Below are 21,362 nucleotides of genomic sequence, written 5' to 3' on the forward strand. Positions count from 1 at the left end.
GCGGCACGGAACCGGCCACCGCCGCACGGGCTACGCCCCTCCCGCCGGCCGCAGATGCCGTGGTGGGGCGCGCGGGGGCGGGCGTTCCGGCTTCTCCGTCCGGGGTCCCGTTTGCGCCGAAGCTGATAATCCGAGGTGCCTCCGAAGCGTGTACCGATTCCGTCAACAATGCTTGTAGCGCTTCGTCTTGACGCTCAGTCACACGTTCGACAACTCGGGGGGCACGGGTGGGTGGGTCCGTGGAATGGTCGTCGGCCGCAGAACGCTGGACCAGGTGGCTGACGTCCGGTTCCCCCGACGATCCGGACCTCGCCGGCGCCGCCGCCCCCGTCTCCGTGGTCGTCGCCCGCCAGGCGATCTTCCACGCGCACGCCGTCGCCCCGGAGAAGTCGCTCGCCGTCGGCCAGGTGGAGGCGCTCGCCCGGGCCTTCATCAGCGCCGACCCCGACGGCGTGGGCGCCCTGCTCGACTTCTGGCACTTCGCCTGGACCAGCCGGTTCGCCACGGGGACGTTCCTCAGCGAGGACGCGCTGCCGCGGTCCCTCAAGCACGCGCTGCAGCCGATCGTCTCGGCGGGGGGGGCGCCCGGCGCTGTACGCGGCCCGGGGCGGGCTGCTGCGCGAGGCCCGCCGGCGGCTCACCGCCGAGACCGAGGAGGCCGCGGCCGCCAACCGGGTCATGGGCCGGGACCTGTTCCTGCGCCCGCTGCAGACGCTCCTGGAGGACGGCCCCGACACCTGCCTGCTGCTGGCCAAGTCCCCAGCCGACGCCGTCAAGACGGTCAACAACGCGCTGCTCAAGCCGCTCACCATGGGCGGGGTGCGCTACCAGCAGATCGTGGAGACCGCCGACCGGATCGCCGGCCGGATGCGCGAGGTGGTCGCCCTGACCGACATCGTGCGGCAGTCCCCGCCGCCCGCGGCGCTGCGTCTCGGCGACGACGAGGCGGCCCAGCTGTCCGGCCCCGCGCGCGCCCTGCTGCCCCTGGTCCTGCTGGACCTCACCGAGGAGGACGGCGACACCGGCGCCTTCGACGTCGTGCCCGTCCTCGACCTGCTGGAGACCCAGCTGAGCCTGCTGGAGCCGGAGGAGGCGCTGCGCCCCGCCCTCGTGCTCGGCGAGACCGGCCGCACCGGGGGCGTGGTCGCCGAGGCGCACAGCCACCTCGCGTCGATCCGCGGCCGGCTCGGCGGCGTCGCCCGGCACATCGGGGAGAGCCCGGAGCTGCCGGCCGGGCCGGACGGACTGCCTGCTGGTGGTCCCCCGGGTGCCCGTCCTCACCGACCCGGGGTCCGAGGCCGCCAGGACGCTGGTGTCCCAGGATGCCGCGGCGCTGGTCGCCCGGGTCCGGGAGATCGCCCCCGGCGGCGCCCGCCCGCGGGAGTTCGAGGAGTGCCTGCGGCGGCTGGTCGGCGAGATCGCCGTCCCGCCGGTGCTCTCCGGTTTCCGGCTGGGGGCCCTGCACGCGCTCGGGGACGGCTGGCAGGCGTACCGGGCGGAGGCGCACGGCCTGCCGTACTACCTGAAGGTCGTCGGCGAGAACATGACCACCCTGCCCGAGGCCGAGGCGGCGGACCTGCGACGGGACCTCAGCGACCGGATGCACGCGGTGGCCCGGGCGCTGGCGGACCGGCCGGACCTCGCCGCGCGGGTCTTCCGGCCGGTGCTGCTGCCCCGGGACACCTACGCGGTGGAACCGCACCTGCTGGTGGCGTACGTGTGGGAGCACGACCGCCCGGTGCGCGGCCTGCCCGCCCCGCTGCCCGCCGCCGAGGCCGCCGCCGTCGTCACCGCGCTGGGCGCCGCGGTGGCCGAACTCCACGCGGGCGACCTGGTCCTGCGCCATCTCTCGCCGGACTCGGCGTACCTGTGCCCGCCTCCCCCGGGCGCCCCGGACGACCCCTACTGCAAGGTGTCCATGCTGGAGTGGATGCGGGTGCCGCGCACGGCCACCGCCTCGGTCTCCCGGCTCTTCCACCGCAACCCGTCCCCCTACGTGGCCCCGGAGATCCGCACCGGGGACCGCCACCACAGCCGCCGGTCGGACCTCTACTCCCTGGCGGCCGTGGCCCATTGGCTGCTCACCGGCGAGGACCCGCCCTACCGGCAGGCGCACGAGCGGGTGGTGCGGCGGCTCACCGGGCACGGCGCCGGCGGGCGGCTCGCGTCGCTCGTCTGCGCCGCTCTGCGGCCGCTGCCCGAGCGGCCGGTGTGGACGGCCGGGGAGTTCGCGTCCCTGGTGACGGAGGCGGCCGGCGGAGGCTGAGCGGGCGCCCCGCCGGAAGCGGTACGAAAGTATGCGGAATGCCCCCGTCAGCGAGGAGCGCGTCAGTAGGGTGATCACCCATGAAGGCACTCGTCCTGGCCGGTGGCTCAGGCACCCGGTTGCGGCCCATCACCCACACCTCGGCGAAGCAGCTCGTACCGGTCGCGAACAAGCCGGTGCTCTTCTACGGCCTGGAGGCGATCGCCGAGGCGGGTGTCACCGAGGTCGGGATCGTCGTCGGGGACACCGCCGCGGAGATCCGGGCGGCGGTCGGCGACGGGTCCGCGTTCGGCGTCGACGTCACCTACATCCCGCAGGCGGCGCCGCTGGGGCTGGCCCACGCGGTGCTGATCGCCCGTGACTTCCTCGGCGACGACGACTTCGTGATGTACCTCGGCGACAACTTCGTCGTCGGCGGCATCGCGGACCTGGTGGACGCCTTCCGCGCCGAACGGCCGGACGCGCAGATCCTGCTGACGAGGGTCCCGAACCCGACCGCGTTCGGGGTGGCCGAACTGGACGCGGCCGGACAGGTGATCGGCCTGGAGGAGAAGCCCCGGCGGCCGAGGAGCGAACTGGCGCTGGTGGGCGTGTACCTGTTCTCGCCGGCGGTCCACGAGGCCGTGCGCGCGATCGAACCGTCCTGGCGCGGCGAGCTGGAGATCACGCACGCCGTCCAGTGGCTGATCGACGCCGGGCGGGAGGTGCGCTCCACGACGATCTCCGGCTACTGGAAGGACACCGGGAACGTCACCGACATGCTCGAGGTCAACCGTTCGGTGCTGGAGACACTGGAGCGCCGCATCGACGGCACGGTCGACGACGACAGCGAGATCATCGGCCGGGTGCGCATCGAGGCCGGGGCGGAGGTGACCGGCAGCCGGATCCTCGGCCCGGCGGTCGTGGGCCCGGGCACCGTGGTCGCCGGCTCCTACGTCGGCCCCTTCACCTCGATAGCCGGCGACTGCCGGATCGAGGACAGCGAGATCGAGTACTCGATCGTGCTGCGCGGCTCCTCGCTGCGCGGCGTCGGGCGTGTGGAGGCCTCCCTCGTCGGCCGCGACGTCGAGGTCACCCCCGCGACCCGCAAGCCCGCCGCCCACCGCCTCGTCCTCGGCGACCACAGCAAGGTGCGGATCTCGTCGTGACGGCCGACCAAGAAGAAAGGTTTCAGCCCATGAACAGCAGGATCCAGCCGACCGCCCAGGTCGACGAGACGGCCACCCTCGGCGAGGGAACGACGGTCTGGGACCTGGCCCAGATCCGCGAGGACGCCCGGCTGGGCAGGGAGTGCATCGTCGGCCGGGGGGCGTACGTCGGTCCGGGCGTGCGGATCGGCGACCAGGTGAAACTGCAGAACCACGCCCTCGTCTACGAGCCCGCCGTGCTCGGTGACGGGGTGTTCGTCGGACCGGCGGCCGTCCTCACCAACGACCACTTCCCGCGCTCGGTGGATCCCGAGGGCCGGCTCAAGCGCGGCGGCGACTGGGAGGCCGTGGCGGTGGTCGTGGCCGAGGGGGCCTCGCTGGGGGCCCGCTCGGTGTGCGTGGCGCCGGTGCGCGTGGGCCGGTGGGCGCTGGTCGCGGCGGGCGCCGTGGTGACCCGGGACGTGCCGGACTTCGCACTGGTGGCCGGTGTCCCGGCGCGCCGGATCGGCTGGGTGGGACGGGCCGGGGTGCGCCTGGCCGAGCGGGCCGGGGAGCCGGGCGTGTGGGAGTGCCCCGAGACGGGCGCGCTCCACGACGAGAAGGACGGCGAGCTCGTCGAGCGCGGCTGAGTCCCCGACCGCGAGCCCGTGACGCCGAGTCCGCCACCGCGAGTCGCGGCCGCCGAACCCCGGTTCCTTGATTCCCGCAAAACACCAATCCTCGAACATCTGCAGGCATAACATGTGTGCGAAGTGTGCAGGCCGAGCACGGCCGGCACACGAACCGGCAGTGCCCAGGGGGGGTTACCGGGTGGGGACACCCATGCCTGTTGCGAGGGGCGAGCACCGCTCCGACGCCTGATGTCCGCTTCGCGCCGCGTGGCCGTCCGAGCCGCGGCGATCACACGTCCGCGTTTTCGAGGACCCAATGGGGGGTTGGTGTGCCCACACGATGACCATCACACGTCTGACGGCTCTCGGCCGTGAGGAGCCGTCGCTGCTCGCGCTCGCCGGGCGGCTCCTCGCGGTGGCCGAGTCGGGCCTTCCCCGGATGCTGCTCCCCGGCGGTGAGGCGTTCGCCTTCACCATGGCCGGGCGGCGGGCTCCCGACGGCTCCTGGAGCCTGGAACGGCGCGGGACCAGCACCCGGTACGCGGCCATCACCGCGCTGGGCGTCCGGTTCCTGCCCGAGGACCGCCAGCGCGCGGTGCTCGCGGGGCGCACCGCCGAGGAGTTCACCGGGCTGCTGGTCGAGTCCCTGCCCGCGGTGACCAACCTCGGTGACGCGGCGCTCATCGCCTGGGCCGCCGCGGAGACCGGGCACCCCAAGCTGTCCGACGCCCTCGCCCGGGTCGACGCCCTGGACGAGGAGCATCGGCCGCAGTACACCGTCGAGGCCGCGTGGGTGCTGTCCGCGCTCGCGGCGGCGCGGGGCACGGTCGACGTGGAGCGGCGCTTCTCCGCGGCCCGTGACCGTCTGCTGCGGGCCCGGCTCGGGGACAGCCCGCTGTTCCCGCACGCCACCGGGCCCGGCCTGCTGCCCTGGTACCGGGCGCACGTGAGCTGCTTCGCCGACCAGACGTACCCGCTCCAGGCGCTGGCCCGGGCCCACGCCAGCGGCGACGGCGACCCGGAGGCGCTGGCCGCGGCCGAGGCGTGCGCGGCGCGCATCTGCGCGCTGCAGGGCGACGGCGGGCAGTGGTGGTGGCACTACGACGCGCGCACCGGCGGTGTCGTGGAGGGCTACCCGGTGTACAGCGTCCACCAGCACGCGATGGCGCCGACCGCCCTGTTCGACCTCGCCGACGCCGGCGGCACCGACTTCGGCGCGGCGATCCGCAAGGGCCTCGGCTGGATGACGGACGTGCCGGAACTGGCGGCCCGCCCGGAGCGGCGGGAGCCGATGATCCTCGACGAGCTCGGCGTCACCTGGCGCAAGGTCCACCGGGGCGATCCCCGCAAGGCCGTGCGCGCCGCCCGCGGACTCGGGGTCCGGGTCTCCCCGAAGCTCCGGCTGACGCCCCTGGACCGGGTGTACCGCCCCGTCTCCGTGGACCGCGAATGCCGGCCGTACGAGTTCGGCTGGATGCTCTACGCCTGGGAGGGGGGCCGGATATGAGTGGGCGTCAGTCCCTGTTCGGGGTGGAGCTGGACCCGCTGACCATGGACGAGACCGTGGAGCGCTGCCTCGGGGCGGTGCGGGACGGCAGACAGCTGGAGATCGGCGTGGTCAACGCCGCGAAGCTGGTGAACATGCGGCGCGACCCGCGGCTGGCCCGGGCCGTGGCCGGCTGCGACCTCGTCCTCGCCGACGGACAGGCCGTGGTCTGGGCCGGCCGGATCCTGCGCGCCCCGCTGCCCGAACGGGTCGCCGGGATCGATCTGTTCCTGCGCTTGCTGGCCGAGGCCGAGTCGGCGGGGATCCCCGTGTACTTCCTCGGCGCGAAGCAGGAGGTGCTGGAGGAGATGCTGCGCCGGGTGGCCGGCCGCTTCCCCGGTCTGAAGGTGGCCGGCAGCCGCAACGGCTACTTCGACGACTCCGAGCAGGAGGCCGTGGCCGGGGCCATCGCCCGCAGCGGCGCCCAGATGCTGTTCCTCGGCATGACCTCGCCGAAGAAGGAGATCTTCACCGCCGCCTACGGCGCGCGCACCGGTGCCCGCGTCGTGCACGGGGTCGGCGGCTCCTTCGACATCCTGGCCGGGGTCACCCGGCGGGCCCCCGAGTCCTGGCAGCGACGGGGACTCGAGTGGCTCTACCGCGCCCTGCAGGAACCGCGCCGCCTGGGCCGGCGCTACCTCACCACCAACGCTGCCTTCGTCCTCATGACGGCGCGCGAGTTCATCCGGCTCACCCCGTCGCCCGCTCCCGCGAACAGGAGTCACTGATGCGCGTCGTCGTGGTCGGACAGGGATACGTCGGCCTGCCACTGGCCATCCGCGCCGCCGAGGTCGGACACGAGGTGATCGGCTACGACGTCGACTCGCGGCGGATCAAGAGCCTGGCCGCCGGCGAGTCCTTCGTCGAGGACGTCTCCGCCGAGCGGATCCGGGCGGCACTGGACGCCGGCACCTACCGCCCGAGCGAGTCGGCCCGCGACTGCGGCGGTTTCGACGTCGCCGTCGTGACCGTGCCCACCCCGCTGCACGAGGGCACCCCCGACCTGCGGTACATCAAGGAGTCGGCGGTCACCCTCGCCCGCTACCTGCGCCCGGGCGCCACCGTCGTCCTGGAGTCGACCACCTATCCCGGCACCACGCAGGAGCTGTTCGCGCCGATCCTGGAGGACGGTTCGGGTCTGACGGCGGGCACCGACTTCCACCTCGGCTACAGCCCGGAGCGGATCGACCCCGGCAACACCGTCTGGGGCTTCCAGCAGACCCCGAAGGTCGTCTCCGGCGTCAACGAGGCCTCCCTGAAGGCCGTTCGGGACTTCTACGCGCAGCTCGTCGACACGACCGTGCCGGTGGGCTCGCCCAAGGAGGCCGAACTCGCCAAGCTGCTGGAGAACACCTTCCGGCACGTGAACATCGCGCTGGTCAACGAGATCGCGATGTTCGCCCACCATCTGGACATCGACGTCTGGCAGGCCATCGACGCCGCCTCCACGAAGCCGTTCGGCTTCATGAGGTTCACGCCCGGGCCCGGCGTCGGCGGCCACTGCCTGCCGATCGACCCCTCGTACCTGTCGTGGCGGGTGCAGCGCGAACTCGGGCAGAGCTTCCGCTTCGTGGAGCTCGCCAACGACATCAACAACCACATGCCGGAGTACGTGACGCGCCGCATCGCGGACCTGTTCAACCAAAGACGCCGGTCCGTGAACGGCTCCCGCGTCCTGCTGCTCGGTCTGGCGTACAAGAAGAACACCGGTGACGCCCGCGAGTCGCCGGCCCTGCGCATCTCCCAGCTGCTGCTGGACATGGGCGCCCAGGTCCGGGCGGCGGACCCGCACGTCGTCGAGAGCCTGCCGGTGGACACCCGGCTGGTGCGGGTCGACCCGACGCCCGAGGAGCTGGCGGCCGCCGATGTGACGGTCCTGCTCACCGACCACGACGGCTTCGACTACGAACTGGTCGCCGAGCACGCCCCGTTCGTCCTCGACTGCCGCCGCCGGCTGCCGTCCGGACCCACGATCGAGGTGCTCTGAACCATGCCGCGCATCGTCTGCGTCGCCGGGGCGCGCCCCAACTACATGAAGATCAAACCGGTGATGGACGCCCTGGAGCGCCGGGGTGCCGAGGTGGTCCTCGTCCACACCGGTCAGCACTACGACCCGGCCATGAACGACGTGTTCTTCGCCGACCTCGGCATCCGGCCGCCCGACCGCTTCCTCGGGGTCGGTTCCGGCAGCCACGCCGAGCAGACCGGGCGCGTGATGACCGCGTTCGAGCCGCTCGTCGCCGAGCTGTCGCCGGACCTCGTCGTCGTGGTCGGCGACATCAACTCCACGCTGGCCTGCGCACTGGTCACCGCCAAGGCCGGGCCGCTGCTGGCCCATGTCGAGGCCGGGCTGCGCAGCCGGGACTGGAGCATGCCCGAGGAGGTCAACCGCGTCGCCACCGACCGCGTCAGCGACTACCTGCTGGCGCCCTCCCCCGACGCCGCGGAGAACCTGCGCGCGGAGGGGTACCGGGACGACCAGATCCACCTCGTCGGCAACGTCATGATCGACACCCTGCTGGCCAACCTGGAGCGGGCCCGCGCCTCGGACGTGCTCGGCCGGTACGGCCTGTCCCGCGGCGGGTACGGCCTGGTCACCCTGCACCGCCCGGCCAACGTGGACGACCCCGGGGTCCTCGCCGGGCTGCTGAAGGCCCTGGGCGAGATCGCCGGCCGCTGCCCGCTCGTCCTGCCCGTGCACCCGCGCGCGGCCGGACGGCTGGCCGACATCGGCGTCCCCGGGGGTGTCCGGCTCGTGGAGCCCGCGGGGTACCTGGACTTCATCGCGCTGCAGGACTCCGCCCGCGTCGTGCTGACCGACTCCGGCGGCGTGCAGGAGGAGACCACCGCGCTGGGCGTGCCGTGCGTGACCCTGCGGGACAACACCGAGCGGCCCATCACCGTCGAGGAGGGCACGAACGTGCTGGCCGGCCGGGACCCCGAGCGGATCGTGGCCACCGTGCACCGGGTGCTGGACGCGCCGCCCGCGCCGCGCCGGCCGGCCCTGTGGGACGGCCGCGCGAGCGAGCGCATCGCCGACGTGCTGCTGGGAGGAGGGACGGCGAGCACGCACCCGAGACCCACGGCCCGAACGTTCACCATATGATCCGCTTGCAACTTATGCTCGTCGAACGTCGGGGCGCGAGGGGGAACCACCATGGATCTCGCTGAGATCTTCCGGGTCATGCGCAGGCGCTGGTACGTCCTGCTGCCCGGACTGCTGCTGACCGCCGCCCTGACGGTCGCCGCGGCCCTCATGGTGCCGGTCACCTACCAGTCGCAGAGCACGGTGGTCCTCCTCAACTCCCAGAAGGCGACCGTCGCCTACGACGGCAACCCCTTCCTCAGCACCCAGACCTCGCTCACCGGCATGGCCGACAGCCTGGCCCGCAACCTCAACTCCGACGTCTCGCTGCGGGAGCTGAAGTCCCGTGGTGCCACCGGCACGTTCGAGGCCAAGCTCGCCGACAACGCCCAGGGGCCGCTGATGTGGCTCACCGTCACCGGCACGGACAAGGCCGCCGTCCTCGCCTCGGACCGCGTCCTGACCGCCTACGCCAAGGAGCGGCTGGACCAGTTCCAGAAGCAGCAGTCGGTCGCCCCGAAGGCCATGATCCGGATGACGACGATCGTGCCCCCGCAGAACCCGGTGGCGCAGACCAAGACCCGGCTGGAGTACCTGGTCATGGCCGGGGTGCTCGGCCTGGTCGTGAGCCTGGTCGCCGTCTTCTACGTGGAGGCGCGCCGCCGCCCGCGCACCCTGGCGACCCAGGCGTCCCCGGCGGAGACCGCACCGCCGCTCACCGTCCCCGAGCCCGGGACCGGGGAACCGGCCGGGACCCCGGCCGGGGAGCCGGTCGCGGAACAGACGATGGCCCTGCGGCCGCCGCCGAGCTGGTCGCGGACCGCCGAGAACAGGCGCGCCGCGGAGCCGAGGGCCGGGCGGCCCGCCATGGCCGTGGCCCCCGCCACCGAGCCGCTCGACGAGGAGTCGACTCATGGACAGCGTTCGCACACCGGACAGCGGGACCGCTGAGCCGAGCGACACCCCCGCTCCCGCCGCCTTCGGCCGCAAGGTCCGTTCCGCGGCCCGCTGGAGCCTGATCAACACCGTGGTCATGCGCCTCGGCAACTTCGCCACCGGCATCCTGCTGGCGCGCCTGGCCCTCGGACCGGCCGAGTGGGGTGTCTACGGCATCGCCCAGACGGTGCTGCTGGTGCTGCTCTCCGCCAACGAGCTGGGCGTGGGCCTCGCCATCGTCCGCTGGGACGGCGACCCGCGCCGGTTCGCGCCGACCGTGCTGACGCTGGGCGCCGCCTCCAGCGCCCTGCTCTACGCCGCCCTCTTCGCCGCGGCGCCGACGGTGGCCGGCCTGCTCGACTCGCCCCACGCCGCGGGCGTGCTGCGGGTGATGTGCCTGTGCCTGGTGATCGACGGGGTGGCCCAGGTGCCCGCCGGCTTCCTCACCCGGGAGTTCGCCCAGGGCCGGCGCATGGTCATCGACGCGCTCAACTTCGTCCTCAGCACGGCGGTGACCCTGGTGCTGGCCTTCGCCGGCTGGGGTGCGATGAGCTTCGCCTGGGGCGCGGTCGCGGGCAACCTCGCCGCCCTCGCCGGCTGCGCCCTGGCCGCCCCCGGCACCCTCCGGTTCGGCTGGGACCCCCGGCAGGCCCGCGCGCTGCTGCGGTTCGGGCTGCCGCTGGCCGGTGCGAGCCTGCTCGCCCTGGCCGTGGTCAACGTGGACACCATGGTCGTCGGCTCCACCCTCGGCGGGGTCTCCCTCGGGTTCTACGTCCTGGCGTTCAACATGTCCGGCTGGCCGGTGCGGATCATCTCCGAGGCGGCCCGGCGCGTCTCCTTCGCCGGCTTCTCCCGCCTGGCGGACTCCCCGCAGGCCCTCGCCTCGGGTTTCAGTCGCGCCCTGGGGGTGCTGGTCACCGGCACGGTGCCGCTGTGCGTGCTGCTCGGCGGCCTCGCCGGGCCGGTCGTCCACCTGGTGTACGGGAGCAAGTGGCTGCCGGCCGCGGCCGCCCTGCCCTGGCTGATGGCGCTCGGCCTGGTCCGCATCGGCTGCGAACTGGCCTACGACTGCCTCGTCGCCACCGGGCAGCGCCGCTCCCTCGTCCTGGTCCAGGGGCTGTGGGTGGCCGCCCTGCTCCCCGTGCTCGTCGTCGGCGCCCGCCTCGGGGGCATCGTCGGCGTCTCGCAGGGGCACGTCCTGGTGGCGGCCGTCCTGGTCGTGCCCGCGTTCCTCTACGCGCTCGGCCGGGCCGGGATCGGCCTCGCCCACGTCGCCCGGGCCTGCGCCTGGCCCTTCCTCGGGGGCGCGGTGATGGCCCTGGTGGTCCTCGGAGCGAAGCGGCTCGTGGGCGAGGGCACCCTCGCCCTGTCCGGCATCGGCACCGTCGCGCTCGCCGCTTACGTGGTGTGCGTCCTGCCCAGCCGGCCCTTCCTGCTCGGCTCCCGGACCGTGGAGGCCGCGTGACGAGGCTCCGCGGCCTGGTGGCCGGCCTGGCGCTGCTGCTGTCGGCCGGCTGCGCCGCGGGCGCCGGCCCGTCCCCGGCGACCGGCACCCCCCGCGCCCATGCCCCCGCGCCGAGCCCGGCCACGGCCACCGCCGGGGCCGGCACCCCCGCCCCACCGCCCGGCAGCCCGGCCTCTCCTCCCGCCACACCCGCCCCCCGCGCCCCCGACTCGGCCCGCGCCACCCCCGCGGCCCCCAGGGAGGCCGATTTCCCGAACGCCCGCACCACCGGCCCGCGCACCCGGCTCACCCCGCACGCCACCGGGAACATCAGCGTGCGCAAGAACGGGATGGTCATCCGGGGCTGGGACATCACCGGCTCGCTCGACGTCTACGCCGACGACGTGACCGTCGTCGACTCCCGGATCACCTCCACCAACTGGTGGGGGGTCAACTTACGCCCCGGCCACCGCGGGCTGCGGATCCTGCACACCACGATCACCGCGGTCCCCGGCAAGGGCCCCGACAACGGCGGCGTGGACTACGCCGTGTCCAACATGGGCACCAGCTCCATCGAGGTCGGCTGGTGCGACGTCTCCGTGTTCGGCAACGCCCTGTCCATGGGGCAGGGCGACCTCCACGACAACTACGTCCACGACCTCGTCCCCTTCCGCAACGCCGGCGGGGAGTGGCAGCACACCGACGCGGTGATCAGCGGCGGCGGCGGCAAGGGCGAGCTGGTCATCCGGCACAACACCCTGCTCAACCCCGTGCCCGTCGACCAGGGGGCGTCCGCGAGCGTCGGCCTGTTCGCCGACACCGGCTCCGTCTCGCGCACCGTCGTCGACGGCAACCTGCTGGCCGGCGGCGCGTACGCCCTGTACGGCGGCGGCGAGGGCGCCACCGGGATCACGGTCACGGACAACGTCTTCTCCACCCGCTACCACCGCAACTCCGGCCGCTACGGCGCCGTCACCGCCTGGAACGCCGGGGGTGCCGGCAACGTCTGGCGCGGCAACCGGTTCTCCGACGGCACCCCGGTGACCCCCGCGCCGGCCGGCTGAGGAAGAGGTCCAGCAGTCATGCGACGTATCGCCCGCGCCCCCTGGGAGCTCCTCAAGCGCGCCTTCGGCTGGCTCGTCCTCTTCGAGCTGCGCAACAAGGTCCTGCTCGCCCCCTCCGCCCTCGTGCTGCGCCGCTTCGAGAACGCCGAGGTCCGCCGCCTCGCGGCCACCGCCGACGCGCTGCCCACCGCGCTCGTGGCCACGGTGATCGCCACCCACCGCCGCCCCGACGAGCTGCGGGCGGCCGTGCGCTCGGCCCTGGACCAGACCGTGCGCGACCAGGTCGTCGTGGTCGTCGACGACGGCGCGGGACTTCCGGAACTCCCCGACGACCCGCGGCTGTTCGCCGTCTCGCTGGGCCGCAACACCGGTGTGGCCGGGGTCGTGCGCAACGTGGGCATCCGCCTCAGCCGCTCGCGGTACGTGGCGTTCCTGGACGACGACAACCTGTGGGAACCCGACCACCTGGAACGGGCGCTGGCGGCCCTGCGGGCGCCCGCGGGACCCGACGGCGTGTACACGGCACTGCGCCGCCTGCTGCCGGACGGCACCGAACGGGACGTCCTGTCCGTGCCGTTCGACCGGCGCCGGGCCGCGCACGAGTCCTTCCTGGACACCAACGCGTTCGTCGCCCGGCGCACCCGCGCGCTGCACTTCAGCCGGCTGCGGCGCACCCCCGAGGTGCTCCCGCGCGAGGACTGGGAGCTCGTCCACCGCTACAGCCGGCGCCACACCGTGCGCCACGTGCCGCACGCGACCGTGCGGTACCTGGTGAACCCCGGGAGCTTCTACACGACCTGGTCCGGCTGAGCGGGCGTCACGGCCCCGGCACGGCGCGCAGCGCGCCCGGCCTGAGCAGGGCGCCCGCCGCCGCCCGGCTGGCCTCCCTGCCGAGGGCGGCCCGCGACGCCTCGCGCAGGAACACGGCCCCCCGGAAGCACGCCGTGGCCGGCGCCCCGTGGCGCCGCCGGTACAGCCGTACGCGGTTCAGGGTGAGCAGGGTCCACAGCCGGGGCGAGACCCGGGAGTCGCCCCCGAGGTGGACGGCCTCGGCCGTCGGCTCGAGTCGCGTGACGTAGCCCCGGTCGCGCGCCCGCAGGCAGTACTCGGTCTCCTCGGAGTAGAGGAAGAAGGACTCGTCCCACGGGCCGCAGGCGGCCACGCAGTCGGCCGACAGGGCCATGAGCGCGCCGGTGGCCCAGTCCGCGCGCGTGGGCCGGCGGTACGCGGCGGGATCGGTGACGAGTTCGCTCAAGGGTGGGAAGCGCCCGGCCCGGCGGTTGCCGATGAGGGCCTCGCCGAGGGCCCGGGACACGCTCGACTCGCGGCGCAGCGAGTGCAGGGGCGTCTCCTCCCGGCCCTCCTCGTACAGCAGGGGGACGGCGATGCCCACGCCGTCGCCGAGCCGGTCGACGAGGCGCTTGGCGCAGCCCTGCCGCATCCGGATGTCGGGGTTGCAGACCAGGACGGGACCGTGTCCGCCGTCCCACTCCCCGGCGGCCCGCAGCGCCGCGTTGACCCCGGCGGCGTACCCGGCGTTGCGGCCGGTCTGGACGACGGTGGCGTCGGGGGCCAGCGACCGGAGCACCTCGACGGTGTCGTCGGCGGAGTCGTTGTCGGCGACGACGAGACGCCAGTCGAGGCCCGCCATGCCCTCCGGGAGCGCGGCGAGGAACCCGGGGAGCACCGAGGCGCTGTTCCAGGTGACGACGATGACGGCGACGGGACTCATCGGGACTCCACGAGGTCGGCGGGCTGGGCTGGCGGGGAGGTGCGGGGGCCCGGTACGGCGGCGGCCGCCGCGTCGCGCCGCAGGAAGCCCAGGCAGCTGGCCCCGGCCCCCAGCAGCAGGAAGAACAGGCCGGCGAACATCGGGAAGCTGAGCGAGTCGAACGTGGCGCTGATGACCAGGGCGACCAGCGAGGCGGCGAAGAACGCCTGCCCCAGCTCGCGGTCGGCCTCGGTGCGGGCCAGCCGGCGGACGGCGCCGCCCTGGTGGATGCCGGTGACGAACAGGGTGAGCAGGGCGACGAGTCCGAGCACGCCCATCTCGGCCAGGGTCAGCATGTACTGGTTGTCGGTGAAGAAGTACAGGTCGGGGGTGAAGGTGCCGAAGCCCCGCCCGAACAGCGGGTGTTCCTTCAGATAGGGCACGATCGCGCTGTACTTGACCGTGCGGGCCTGCGTGCTGCTGTCGGAGTTGGACAGGAACGACGCGAACAGGCCGGTGATCGTGCCGATCAGGCCGGGGATGAGCACCTTGAAGACGGCGACGGAGGCCGTCATCACGCCGATCGCGGCCCAGCGCCGGGCCGGCTTCCAGCGCGGCACCATCACCAGGGCCACCAGCAGCAGGCCGATGATCGAGGTCCGCGACACCGACAGCGGCAGCGCGCCGGCGATGAGGACCACGGGGGCCCAGCGGCGCAGTGGGTGCAGGTGGCGGCGTACCGGGTCGAAGGCCTGCTGCACGGCGAAGGGCAGCAGGATGGCCAGCATGCCGGCGAACTCCAGCGGCTGGGCGGTGGTGGCCCGGGGCCGGGTGAAGGAGCCGCGGTCCATGGTGGTCACCTGGGCCACGCTGGTCTGCAGGCCGGGGATGTGGACGGAGTCGGCGATGTTGGTGGCCGCGAAGAAGTCGTAGAAGCCGATCGCGGCCACGACGGACCCCATGACCACCATGCGGCGCATCAGCACGTCCAGCCGGCCGCGCTCCTGCACCCCCGCCGAGGTGAGCACGATCAGCGACACCCACACCAGGAACCCGATGAGGCCGCGGTCGGCCCCGAGGACCTCCTCGTGGGAGCTCTCGCGCATCGCGTCGGCGACGTAGGCCGCGAGGACCGCGAGCCCGAGCACGCACATCGCGACCCGGGCGAGCCGAGTGCCCGGCGCGGGGAGGATGCGGCCGCCGAGCCAGGTCGCCAGGTACCACAACAGCCCCAGCAGGGCGAACACGTTGGCCGGGGTGCCGACGCCGCCGAGCGCGGGCAGGGCGAGGTTGGAGGGGATGAAGAAGGCCAGCACCAGGTAGACGGTCAGGATCGCGGTGGCGTCGACCCGCCGGCCCAGCGGGCCCGCCCGGACCCGGTCCGGAACCCGGGGCTCGCGCGGGTGGGCGGCGCGGTGCCGGCGGCGGACGACCGCGACGCCCTCCATCAGGATCGACAGCAGGAACGCGCTGACGACGCCCAGGATGACGACGGCCGCGATGTCCTGGTAGCGGTTCTTCGACTTGGCGACCGGGGTCTGCGGCAGGACGACGGGCGCCGTCTGCACGAAGTAGGCGGGCGGGACCTTCGCGGCCGCCTGCAGGGCGCTGAGCTGTTCCCCGGCGAACGTGGTCAGGGTGTTGGTCTCCCGCAGCACCTTCGCCCGGTCGGTGCCGGTGACGCTCAGCACCAGCAGCGGGCTGTCGCTCGCGGGCGCGAAGCCGGCCGTGTACGGGTCGGTGACGCCCCGGCCGCGCAACTCCTTGGCGGCGTCGCTGGATTCGAGGGTCCTGATCAGTACGTCGGCCGTGACGATGAGCGAACCGCCCGCGTTCGAGATGGGGTTGCCGAAGGTGGGGGCCAGCCGGGCGACGGCCGAGGAGTCCAGCAGGGCGACCGAGCTCTGCGACTGGTACGAGACCGGGACGGTCGCGTACAGGTAGCCGCCGCCGAGCAGGCTGAGCACGGTGAAGGGCACCATGAAGTACCAGCGCCTGCGCAGAATGGCCCAGATCTCACCGAGGCTCACGAACCGTACCCCCTCTGTTCGGTGGCGTCCCGCCACGCGTCCTGCCAGTATCGGGAGCGACGGAAGGAACTCACATGTCGCCCGGGAACGTCGCCGACGCGCTGCTGCGCCGCTGGTACGTCGTGGCGGTCGCGCTGCTGCTGACGCTCGCCGGCGCGTACCGCGTGGTGCGCCCCGCCCCCCAGTACGTCGGCTCCGCGGTGGTCGTGCTCAAGCCGCCGGTGACGCAGAACCAGCCCAACCAGCTCACCAACCTGCAGCCGCCGCTCGCCGTGGTGTCCTACGGGGTGGTGCAGCAGCTGCAGTCCCCGGCGGGTGCCGCGGAGCTGCGGGCGGCGGGCGTGCGGGGGACCTACCACCTCGTCCCCCGCAACAGCGGCACCAGCGCCACGCCCCGCTATCTGATCCCCTCGCTGCAGGTCCAGTCGCAGGCGTCCGGCGCGGACGCGGCCGTGACGGCGGTCCGCCGGATCATCGACGTGTACACCCGGCACGTCGACGCGCTCCAGACGGCGCAGAAGGTCCCCGCGTACGGGCGGATCACCGCCTCCGTCCTGACCTCCCCGAGCGCCGCCGAGGTGCAGGGCGACAGGAGCCGCGGCCTGGCGGGCACGGCCCTGCTGGGCGCGGCCGGCGGCGTGCTCGGCGCGTTGTGGCTGGACCGGTACGCGATGAACCGCCGGAACGTCCGTCCGGGCCGCCGCCGGCTCGCCGGCCCGGTGCCCGTGACGGACTGAGCCGAACCGTTCGGTCATCAGATGCCCCGGCGCTTCCAGGACTCCCACCACAGCCGCTCCCGCCCGCGCTCGGCCACGGCCGACCAGATCAGCGGCTGCAGGTAGGGCATGGCCTTCGGGCCGATCCGCCGGCGCAGCCGCAGCGCGCGGTACTCGGGCAGCGCCTCGTAGCCGGGCAGGCACTGCGCGGCGAAGGCGACGCAGTCGTCGACGGGGACGACGCCGGTGCGGCCCCGGTCGTAGGCCCGGTAGGCCCGGCGCAGCGCGTAGCGGGCGAGCCGGGTGTGGACCTGGCCGGCGAGGCGGTCGGCGTCGGGCAGCCGGTCGGCGCACTTGGCGAGCACCGAGTCGAAGGCCGCCAGGCGCTGGCGCAGGTCGTCGAGCTGGCCGCCGAAGTCGGTGGTGGACATGTTGGTGCCGTGCACGCGGTAGAACGCCTGGTCGGCGCCGCGTACGTAGCCGACGTCGGCGTGTGCGGCGAGCCGCATCCACATCTCGATGTCGCCGGCGTGGGGCAGGTCCGGGTCGTAGCCGCCGACCGTGCGCTGGAGGCTGGTGCGGACGACGACCTCCGGTGAGGTGATGCAGCCGGTGCCCTCGCGGAAGCGCCGCTCCAGCCACCACCGCCCGGGGTAGACGACCGAGCCGGTGCTCCGGGTGCGGGCCTTGGGCAGCGGGCCGCCGTGCCGGAAGCGCAGGGGGCGCCCGTAGGCGAAGCCCGCCTCGGGGTGGGCGTCCAGGAGCGCGGCCGCCCGCACCAGTGCGCCCGGGACCAGCCGGTCGTCGGCGGACAGCAGGGCGACGTAGTCGCCGTCGGCCCACTCCAGGAGGCCCTCGTTGTAGGTCGCGATGTGGCCCTTGTTGGTCCGGTGGACGCGGACCTCGATGCGCGGGTCCGCGGCGGCCAGCTTGTGCGCGATCTCCGCGGAGTCGTCGGGTGAGGCGTCGTCGATGATGAGCACCCGGACGTCGACGCCGTCCTGCTCGTCCAGGACGCTGCTGACGCAGTCGGCCAGGAAGTGGCCGTACTTGTAGCAGGGGATCACAACACTGACGGTGCTCATCGATGCGTCAAGCCAATCCCCGGTGGCGGCCCGCGCCGGGTCGGGCGCGGACCACCACCGGTGGGTTCGGTCGGTCAGTTCTTCTTCTTGCGGACGGTCTTGCTGGTCAGGGTCCAGCTGCGGGACGTCACCGGGTGGCGGTGCTTGTCCCGGGCCGTGACCGTGACCTTGAACCGGGTGCCGTCCGGCAGCGGGGCCGACAGGTGGACGGACACCTTGTGGGTGGCCCGGTCGTAGGAGGTGACGGCCGTGACGTGGAGCTTCCTGGCGGCCCTGGAGCCGCTCAGGACGGTCACGGTCGCCTTGACCGACGACAGTCCGGTCCCGGCCGGCAGGGTCGTGACGAGGGGGCTGCCCGCGTCGGCGGTGTGCGTCACCGAGGCCGCGGTCTCCTCCGAGGCGCCGGTCGACAGCATCGCGCTCGGGTTGTCGGCGGTGAAGACGGGGCCGACCCAGTAGTTCGCCGACCCGTAGGACCCGTTCGGGAAGGCGGAGTCGGTGCCGTACCGGTAGAGCCCGTTGTGGTGGGTGGTGGTGTCGGCGGTGGCGGTCAGCGGATACGACTGGTGGGCCGCCGCGAAGTAGCCGCCGTCCACCGCGTAGTTGCCGTTCGGCGCGTGGTACGAGACGACGTACGGCGTGTCGGCGGTGATGGCGACCGGGGTGGCGAAGGTGAGCTGCTGCCACCCGGAGGCGGTCTCGCCGGTGAAGGTGCCGGTGGCGAGCAGGGTGCCGTCGTCCGCCCACAGGCTGCCGGTGTGGGTGCCGGTGTTGCCGGTGCCCTTGTAGAAGGTGACGCCGGTGACCCAGCCGCTCGTCGAGGACGTGAACCGGGTGCCCAGCTCCACGGAGTTGGTGTCACCGGTCATGTCGGCGGTGGCCGGCACGGTGGAGGAGGGCCACAGCGTGCAGGGGCAGGTGACCGCGGGCGGGGTGGAGCTGGTCGTGAACGACCAGGTCACCGGGTCCGCCATGGCGTTGCCCCACAGGTCGGACGCCTGGACGGAGGCGGTGTACGCGGTGTGCAGCTCCAGTTCGGTCGACGGGGTGAAGGTCGCCTTGTTGGAGCTGGGCAGCGTCCACGTCCCGGGCACGGTGGAGCCGCCCGGGTCCTTCACGGTGAACGTCAGGGTGTCGGCGTCGACGGCCGAGCTGAAGACGGCCGACACCGGTGCCGTGATGGACACGCCGGTCGCCCCGGACGTCGGGGAGGTGGAGGTGACGGTGGGCGGGGTGGTGCTGGCCGTCGAGGTGTCCAGCACCACGTCGACCCAGTAGTTGCTGCCGGAGGACTGCGAGGACGGGAAGGCGCTGGTGGAGCCGTAGTGGTAGACGCCGTTGCCGCCGTCGGTGCCCGACTTCAGCGCGGTGAGCGGGGCGAGGCCCGCGTCGCCGCCGGAGAAGTAGCCGCCGTCGTAGGAGTATCCGCCGTTGGGGGCGAAGTACGAGGCGACGTAGGTGGTGTTGGCCTTGACGGCCACCGGGGTGGAGAAGTTCAGCTGCTGCCAGCCGGAGGCGGTCTCGTTGGTGAAGGTGCCGGTGGCCAGGCGGGTGCCGGAGGCGCTCCACAGGCTGCCGGTGTGGGTGCCGGTGTTGACGGGCGACTTGTAGAAGCGCACACCGGTGATCGAACCGGCCACCGTGGTGCGGAACTTGACGCCGAGCTCGACCGAGCTGCCGTCGCCGCCGTTGACGGTGCCGGGCACGGCGGAGGCCGGCCAGACGGTGCAGGGGCAGGCCTGGGGGCCGACGGTCACCGGGACGGTGGTGGTGGCACCGATGTTGACGCTGTCGTCGACCGCGCGGACCTTGACCGACGCGGAACCCGGGGTGGTCGGGGTCCAGGTGTAGGTCCAGGACGTCAGGCCGGTGGCGGCCTTCCACGTCGAGCCGCCGTCCGTGGACACCTCGACGCGGGCCACCACGCCGCCGGAGTCGGTGGCGGTGCCCTTGATCGTGACCGGCTTCAGCGCCGGGACGGTGGTCCCGGAGGTTGGGCTGGTCACGGTGACGGCAGGGCCGGTGGTGTCGGTGGAGGCCGTGGCCGCGGTGAGGTTGCCCTGCCGGGTCAGCGGCTGGACGCCCATGTCCGCGAGCACGTTCATGGTCGCCTGCTGCATGCGGGCGTCCTCGGTGACCACGGTGTCGGCGGGGTTGTACGTCGGGACGTTGGTCAGGCCCCACGACCACTGAACGGTTCCCGAGCCGAACACCAGGGCCCCGGAGTCCTGGTCGCGGAACTCCACGAGGTTGTGCGTCGCGGTGCCGTTGCCGTAGGTGTTGCCCCAGTCCATGCGGTACTTGCCGTCGTTGACGTCCACGGTGGTGGACGACACGTCGATGGCTCCGGCGGGCCGGGTGCTGTTGTCGAGGTCGCTGTCCCACTCGTACCCGAGGGTGCCGGTGGGGAAGATGGCCGTCTGACTGGACGTCAGGTTCGCGACGGAGGTGTTGCGCCAGATCCGGTTCTTGCCGTACGAGCCGGGGACGGTGATGGCGTCGCTGCGGTAGCCGTTCACCTGGAACATGGAGCCGGTGAGGACGTTCGGCGGCTGGTAGTCCTGCCCGTACTGGGTGCTCGTCGGGTCCATCCAGGTGCCGGTCCAGGCGCCGCTGGGGTCGGCGATGCCGTTGTTCTGCGCCATCTTGGTCATCTTGTAGCAGACCAGGGTGCGGTCCGCCGTGTTCGTGCCGTCGATGCTCGGGGCGAGCCTCGTCTTCCAGAAGACCTCGTTGCCGCTGAAGAAGCCCTCCCGGACACCGGCCTTGCGGGCCGCGAGGACGTTGGAGTACTGGCTCTGGTTCCAGTACTCGTCGTGGCCGGAGGACAGGTACACCTTGTGGTTCTTCAGCAGGGTGGCGCCGTTCGCCGACGACACGTCCACACCGGAGGTGTAGCTGACGTCGTAGCCGTTGCGCTCCAGCCAGGCGAGCATCATGTACTCGGAGCCGTAGATGCCGTTGTCGCCGCCGATGTCCAGCGGCCGGTTGTAGCTGACCTCGTAGGCGCGGCCGTCCGGAGCGGGCCCGGCGCCGCCGTACAGGTCCTGGCCGCCGTAGTCGTTGTACGCCTGCCAGGTCTGGTCGCTGGTCTGCACGACGACGTCGGAGGTGCTGGAGTCCTTGCGGACGACGAACGGGTACGGCATCAGGCCGTCGCCGTCGGTCTGCGTCAGGTTGGCGATGTACAGGCCGGACACGGCGTCGCTGGGCACCGTCCAGGTCGCGGTCACGGGCCAGTTGCCGCAGTCGACCAGGCCGGTGGTGCTCTTGGTGGTGCAGCCGGCGGGCTTGGTGGCGTAGTTGGCCGGGTAGGTCACGGCCGCCTGGGCGGCGGTCGTCATCTCGCGCGCGCCGTCGCCGCCGTACCAGCCGAGCCGGTAGATCTGGATGTGGTACGAGGTCTTCGACTGGACCTTGAACTGGACGGTGTCGCCGGCCTGGACGCTCTCCTTGGTGGTGAAGCCCTTGATGTCACCGTAGGCGTTGGGCGAGAACCAGTCGGACTTCGGGCTGCCCGGCTTGGAGTTCTCGCAGACGACGGGGTTCGATCCCGCGCCGCACGGATCGGATGCCGCCCGGGCGGGCACGGCCGCCGGGAGCACCGCCCATACCAATGCTGCTACGACGGCGAGGCGGCCGCCCCGGATCCGTCTGCTCCATTTTCTCATGTGTACCTCTCAGCGGTGCTGTGCAGGCCCGACCCGTGCGGTCGGGGTG

General features: G+C 73.1%; 17 protein-coding genes. 12 read left to right on the forward strand and 5 right to left on the reverse strand.

The window, feature by feature from the left end; genetic code table 11:
• Positions 1-543: 543 nt before the first annotated feature.
• Positions 544-1,206, reverse strand: coding sequence for a hypothetical protein (locus tag AQJ66_RS25790; RefSeq protein ID WP_159052641.1), 663 nt, complete (start codon positions 1,204-1,206; stop codon positions 544-546).
• Positions 1,207-1,267: 61 nt separating this feature from the next.
• Here AQJ66_RS25790 and AQJ66_RS25795 point away from each other — a divergent pair, with 61 nt between their 5' ends.
• From AQJ66_RS25795 to AQJ66_RS25845, 11 genes are all read left to right on the forward strand, one after another.
• Entirely contained in the window at positions 1,268-2,266 is a 999-nt protein-coding gene (locus AQJ66_RS25795; protein WP_159052642.1) for a protein kinase family protein, read from the forward strand.
• 80 nt (positions 2,267-2,346) lie between these two features.
• Positions 2,347-3,414, forward strand: coding sequence for a glucose-1-phosphate thymidylyltransferase (locus tag AQJ66_RS25800; RefSeq protein ID WP_061926782.1), 1,068 nt, complete (start codon positions 2,347-2,349; stop codon positions 3,412-3,414).
• Between the two features lie 29 nt (positions 3,415-3,443).
• Complete coding sequence (locus AQJ66_RS25805; RefSeq protein ID WP_061926784.1) at positions 3,444-4,043, forward strand: acyltransferase; 600 nt, start codon at positions 3,444-3,446, stop codon at positions 4,041-4,043.
• Positions 4,044-4,365: 322 nt separating this feature from the next.
• On the forward strand, positions 4,366-5,532 hold the full coding sequence (locus AQJ66_RS25810) for a hypothetical protein (RefSeq protein ID WP_061926786.1): 1,167 nt from the start codon (positions 4,366-4,368) through the stop codon (positions 5,530-5,532).
• Positions 5,529-6,299 (forward strand): WecB/TagA/CpsF family glycosyltransferase, encoded by a 771-nt coding sequence (locus tag AQJ66_RS25815; RefSeq protein WP_061926788.1) that lies wholly within the window; start codon positions 5,529-5,531, stop codon positions 6,297-6,299. The genes AQJ66_RS25810 and AQJ66_RS25815 overlap by 4 nt, the downstream gene beginning before the upstream one ends.
• On the forward strand, positions 6,299-7,558 hold the full coding sequence (locus AQJ66_RS25820; RefSeq protein ID WP_061926790.1) for a nucleotide sugar dehydrogenase: 1,260 nt from the start codon (positions 6,299-6,301) through the stop codon (positions 7,556-7,558). The genes AQJ66_RS25815 and AQJ66_RS25820 overlap by 1 nt, the downstream gene beginning before the upstream one ends.
• A gap of 3 nt (positions 7,559-7,561) precedes the next feature.
• On the forward strand, positions 7,562-8,677 hold the full coding sequence (gene wecB, locus AQJ66_RS25825) for a non-hydrolyzing UDP-N-acetylglucosamine 2-epimerase (protein WP_061926792.1): 1,116 nt from the start codon (positions 7,562-7,564) through the stop codon (positions 8,675-8,677).
• A gap of 51 nt (positions 8,678-8,728) precedes the next feature.
• A complete protein-coding gene (locus AQJ66_RS25830) occupies positions 8,729-9,607 on the forward strand; it encodes a YveK family protein (RefSeq protein ID WP_061926794.1) in 879 nt (292 codons plus the stop codon).
• A complete protein-coding gene (locus AQJ66_RS25835) occupies positions 9,570-11,057 on the forward strand; it encodes an oligosaccharide flippase family protein (RefSeq protein WP_061926796.1) in 1,488 nt (495 codons plus the stop codon). The genes AQJ66_RS25830 and AQJ66_RS25835 overlap by 38 nt, the downstream gene beginning before the upstream one ends.
• Positions 11,054-12,100, forward strand: a complete 1,047-nt coding sequence (locus tag AQJ66_RS25840; RefSeq protein ID WP_061926798.1) for a hypothetical protein — start codon at positions 11,054-11,056, stop codon at positions 12,098-12,100. The genes AQJ66_RS25835 and AQJ66_RS25840 overlap by 4 nt, the downstream gene beginning before the upstream one ends.
• Before the next feature lie 18 nt (positions 12,101-12,118).
• A complete protein-coding gene (locus tag AQJ66_RS25845) occupies positions 12,119-12,910 on the forward strand; it encodes a glycosyltransferase family 2 protein (RefSeq protein ID WP_061926800.1) in 792 nt (263 codons plus the stop codon).
• A 7-nt stretch (positions 12,911-12,917) separates the two neighbouring features.
• Here the strand turns inward: AQJ66_RS25845 and AQJ66_RS25850 are convergent, their stop codons facing one another.
• Both AQJ66_RS25850 and AQJ66_RS25855 read right to left on the reverse strand, forming a co-directional pair.
• Positions 12,918-13,832 carry a glycosyltransferase family 2 protein gene (locus tag AQJ66_RS25850; RefSeq protein WP_061926802.1) on the reverse strand — a complete coding sequence of 305 codons (915 nt, stop codon included), beginning with the start codon at positions 13,830-13,832 and terminating at the stop codon, positions 12,918-12,920.
• The gene (locus AQJ66_RS25855) at positions 13,829-15,841 is read right to left on the reverse strand and encodes an O-antigen ligase family protein (protein ID WP_061926804.1); all 2,013 of its coding nucleotides are present in this window, start codon (positions 15,839-15,841) and stop codon (positions 13,829-13,831) included. Before AQJ66_RS25855 ends, AQJ66_RS25850 begins: the two co-directional genes overlap by 4 nt.
• Before the next feature lie 74 nt (positions 15,842-15,915).
• On the opposite strand from AQJ66_RS25855, the gene AQJ66_RS25860 reads away from it, so the two are divergent.
• Positions 15,916-16,578 carry a hypothetical protein gene (locus tag AQJ66_RS25860; RefSeq protein ID WP_061926806.1) on the forward strand — a complete coding sequence of 221 codons (663 nt, stop codon included), beginning with the start codon at positions 15,916-15,918 and terminating at the stop codon, positions 16,576-16,578.
• Positions 16,579-16,595: 17 nt separating this feature from the next.
• Here AQJ66_RS25860 and AQJ66_RS25865 read toward each other — a convergent pair whose 3' ends face one another.
• Positions 16,596-17,642, reverse strand: coding sequence for a glycosyltransferase (locus AQJ66_RS25865; protein WP_061926808.1), 1,047 nt, complete (start codon positions 17,640-17,642; stop codon positions 16,596-16,598).
• A gap of 74 nt (positions 17,643-17,716) precedes the next feature.
• The gene (locus AQJ66_RS25870) at positions 17,717-21,313 is read right to left on the reverse strand and encodes a DUF4082 domain-containing protein (protein WP_061926810.1); all 3,597 of its coding nucleotides are present in this window, start codon (positions 21,311-21,313) and stop codon (positions 17,717-17,719) included.
• Between the last annotated feature and the right edge of the window lie 49 nt (positions 21,314-21,362).

The sequence above is a fragment of the Streptomyces bungoensis genome (assembly GCF_001514215.1).
GTDB lineage: Bacteria > Actinomycetota > Actinomycetes > Streptomycetales > Streptomycetaceae > Streptomyces > Streptomyces bungoensis.

What these genes read in the sequence shown, in the direction of transcription:
- AQJ66_RS25800 (WP_061926782.1), top strand. Translation starts at nt 2,347, where the DNA reads ATGAAGGCACTCGTCCTGGCCGGTGGCTCAGGCACCCGGTTGCGGCCC.
- AQJ66_RS25805 (WP_061926784.1), top strand. Translation starts at nt 3,444, where the DNA reads ATGAACAGCAGGATCCAGCCGACCGCCCAGGTCGACGAGACGGCCACC.
- AQJ66_RS25810 (WP_061926786.1), top strand. Translation starts at nt 4,366, where the DNA reads ATGACCATCACACGTCTGACGGCTCTCGGCCGTGAGGAGCCGTCGCTG.
- AQJ66_RS25815 (WP_061926788.1), top strand. Translation starts at nt 5,529, where the DNA reads ATGAGTGGGCGTCAGTCCCTGTTCGGGGTGGAGCTGGACCCGCTGACC.
- AQJ66_RS25820 (WP_061926790.1), top strand. Translation starts at nt 6,299, where the DNA reads ATGCGCGTCGTCGTGGTCGGACAGGGATACGTCGGCCTGCCACTGGCC.
- wecB (WP_061926792.1), top strand. Translation starts at nt 7,562, where the DNA reads ATGCCGCGCATCGTCTGCGTCGCCGGGGCGCGCCCCAACTACATGAAG.
- AQJ66_RS25830 (WP_061926794.1), top strand. Translation starts at nt 8,729, where the DNA reads ATGGATCTCGCTGAGATCTTCCGGGTCATGCGCAGGCGCTGGTACGTC.
- AQJ66_RS25835 (WP_061926796.1), top strand. Translation starts at nt 9,570, where the DNA reads ATGGACAGCGTTCGCACACCGGACAGCGGGACCGCTGAGCCGAGCGAC.
- AQJ66_RS25845 (WP_061926800.1), top strand. Translation starts at nt 12,119, where the DNA reads ATGCGACGTATCGCCCGCGCCCCCTGGGAGCTCCTCAAGCGCGCCTTC.
- AQJ66_RS25850 (WP_061926802.1), bottom strand. Translation starts at nt 13,832, where the DNA reads ATGAGTCCCGTCGCCGTCATCGTCGTCACCTGGAACAGCGCCTCGGTG.
- AQJ66_RS25860 (WP_061926806.1), top strand. Translation starts at nt 15,916, where the DNA reads ATGTCGCCCGGGAACGTCGCCGACGCGCTGCTGCGCCGCTGGTACGTC.
- AQJ66_RS25865 (WP_061926808.1), bottom strand. Translation starts at nt 17,642, where the DNA reads ATGAGCACCGTCAGTGTTGTGATCCCCTGCTACAAGTACGGCCACTTC.
- AQJ66_RS25870 (WP_061926810.1), bottom strand. Translation starts at nt 21,313, where the DNA reads ATGAGAAAATGGAGCAGACGGATCCGGGGCGGCCGCCTCGCCGTCGTA.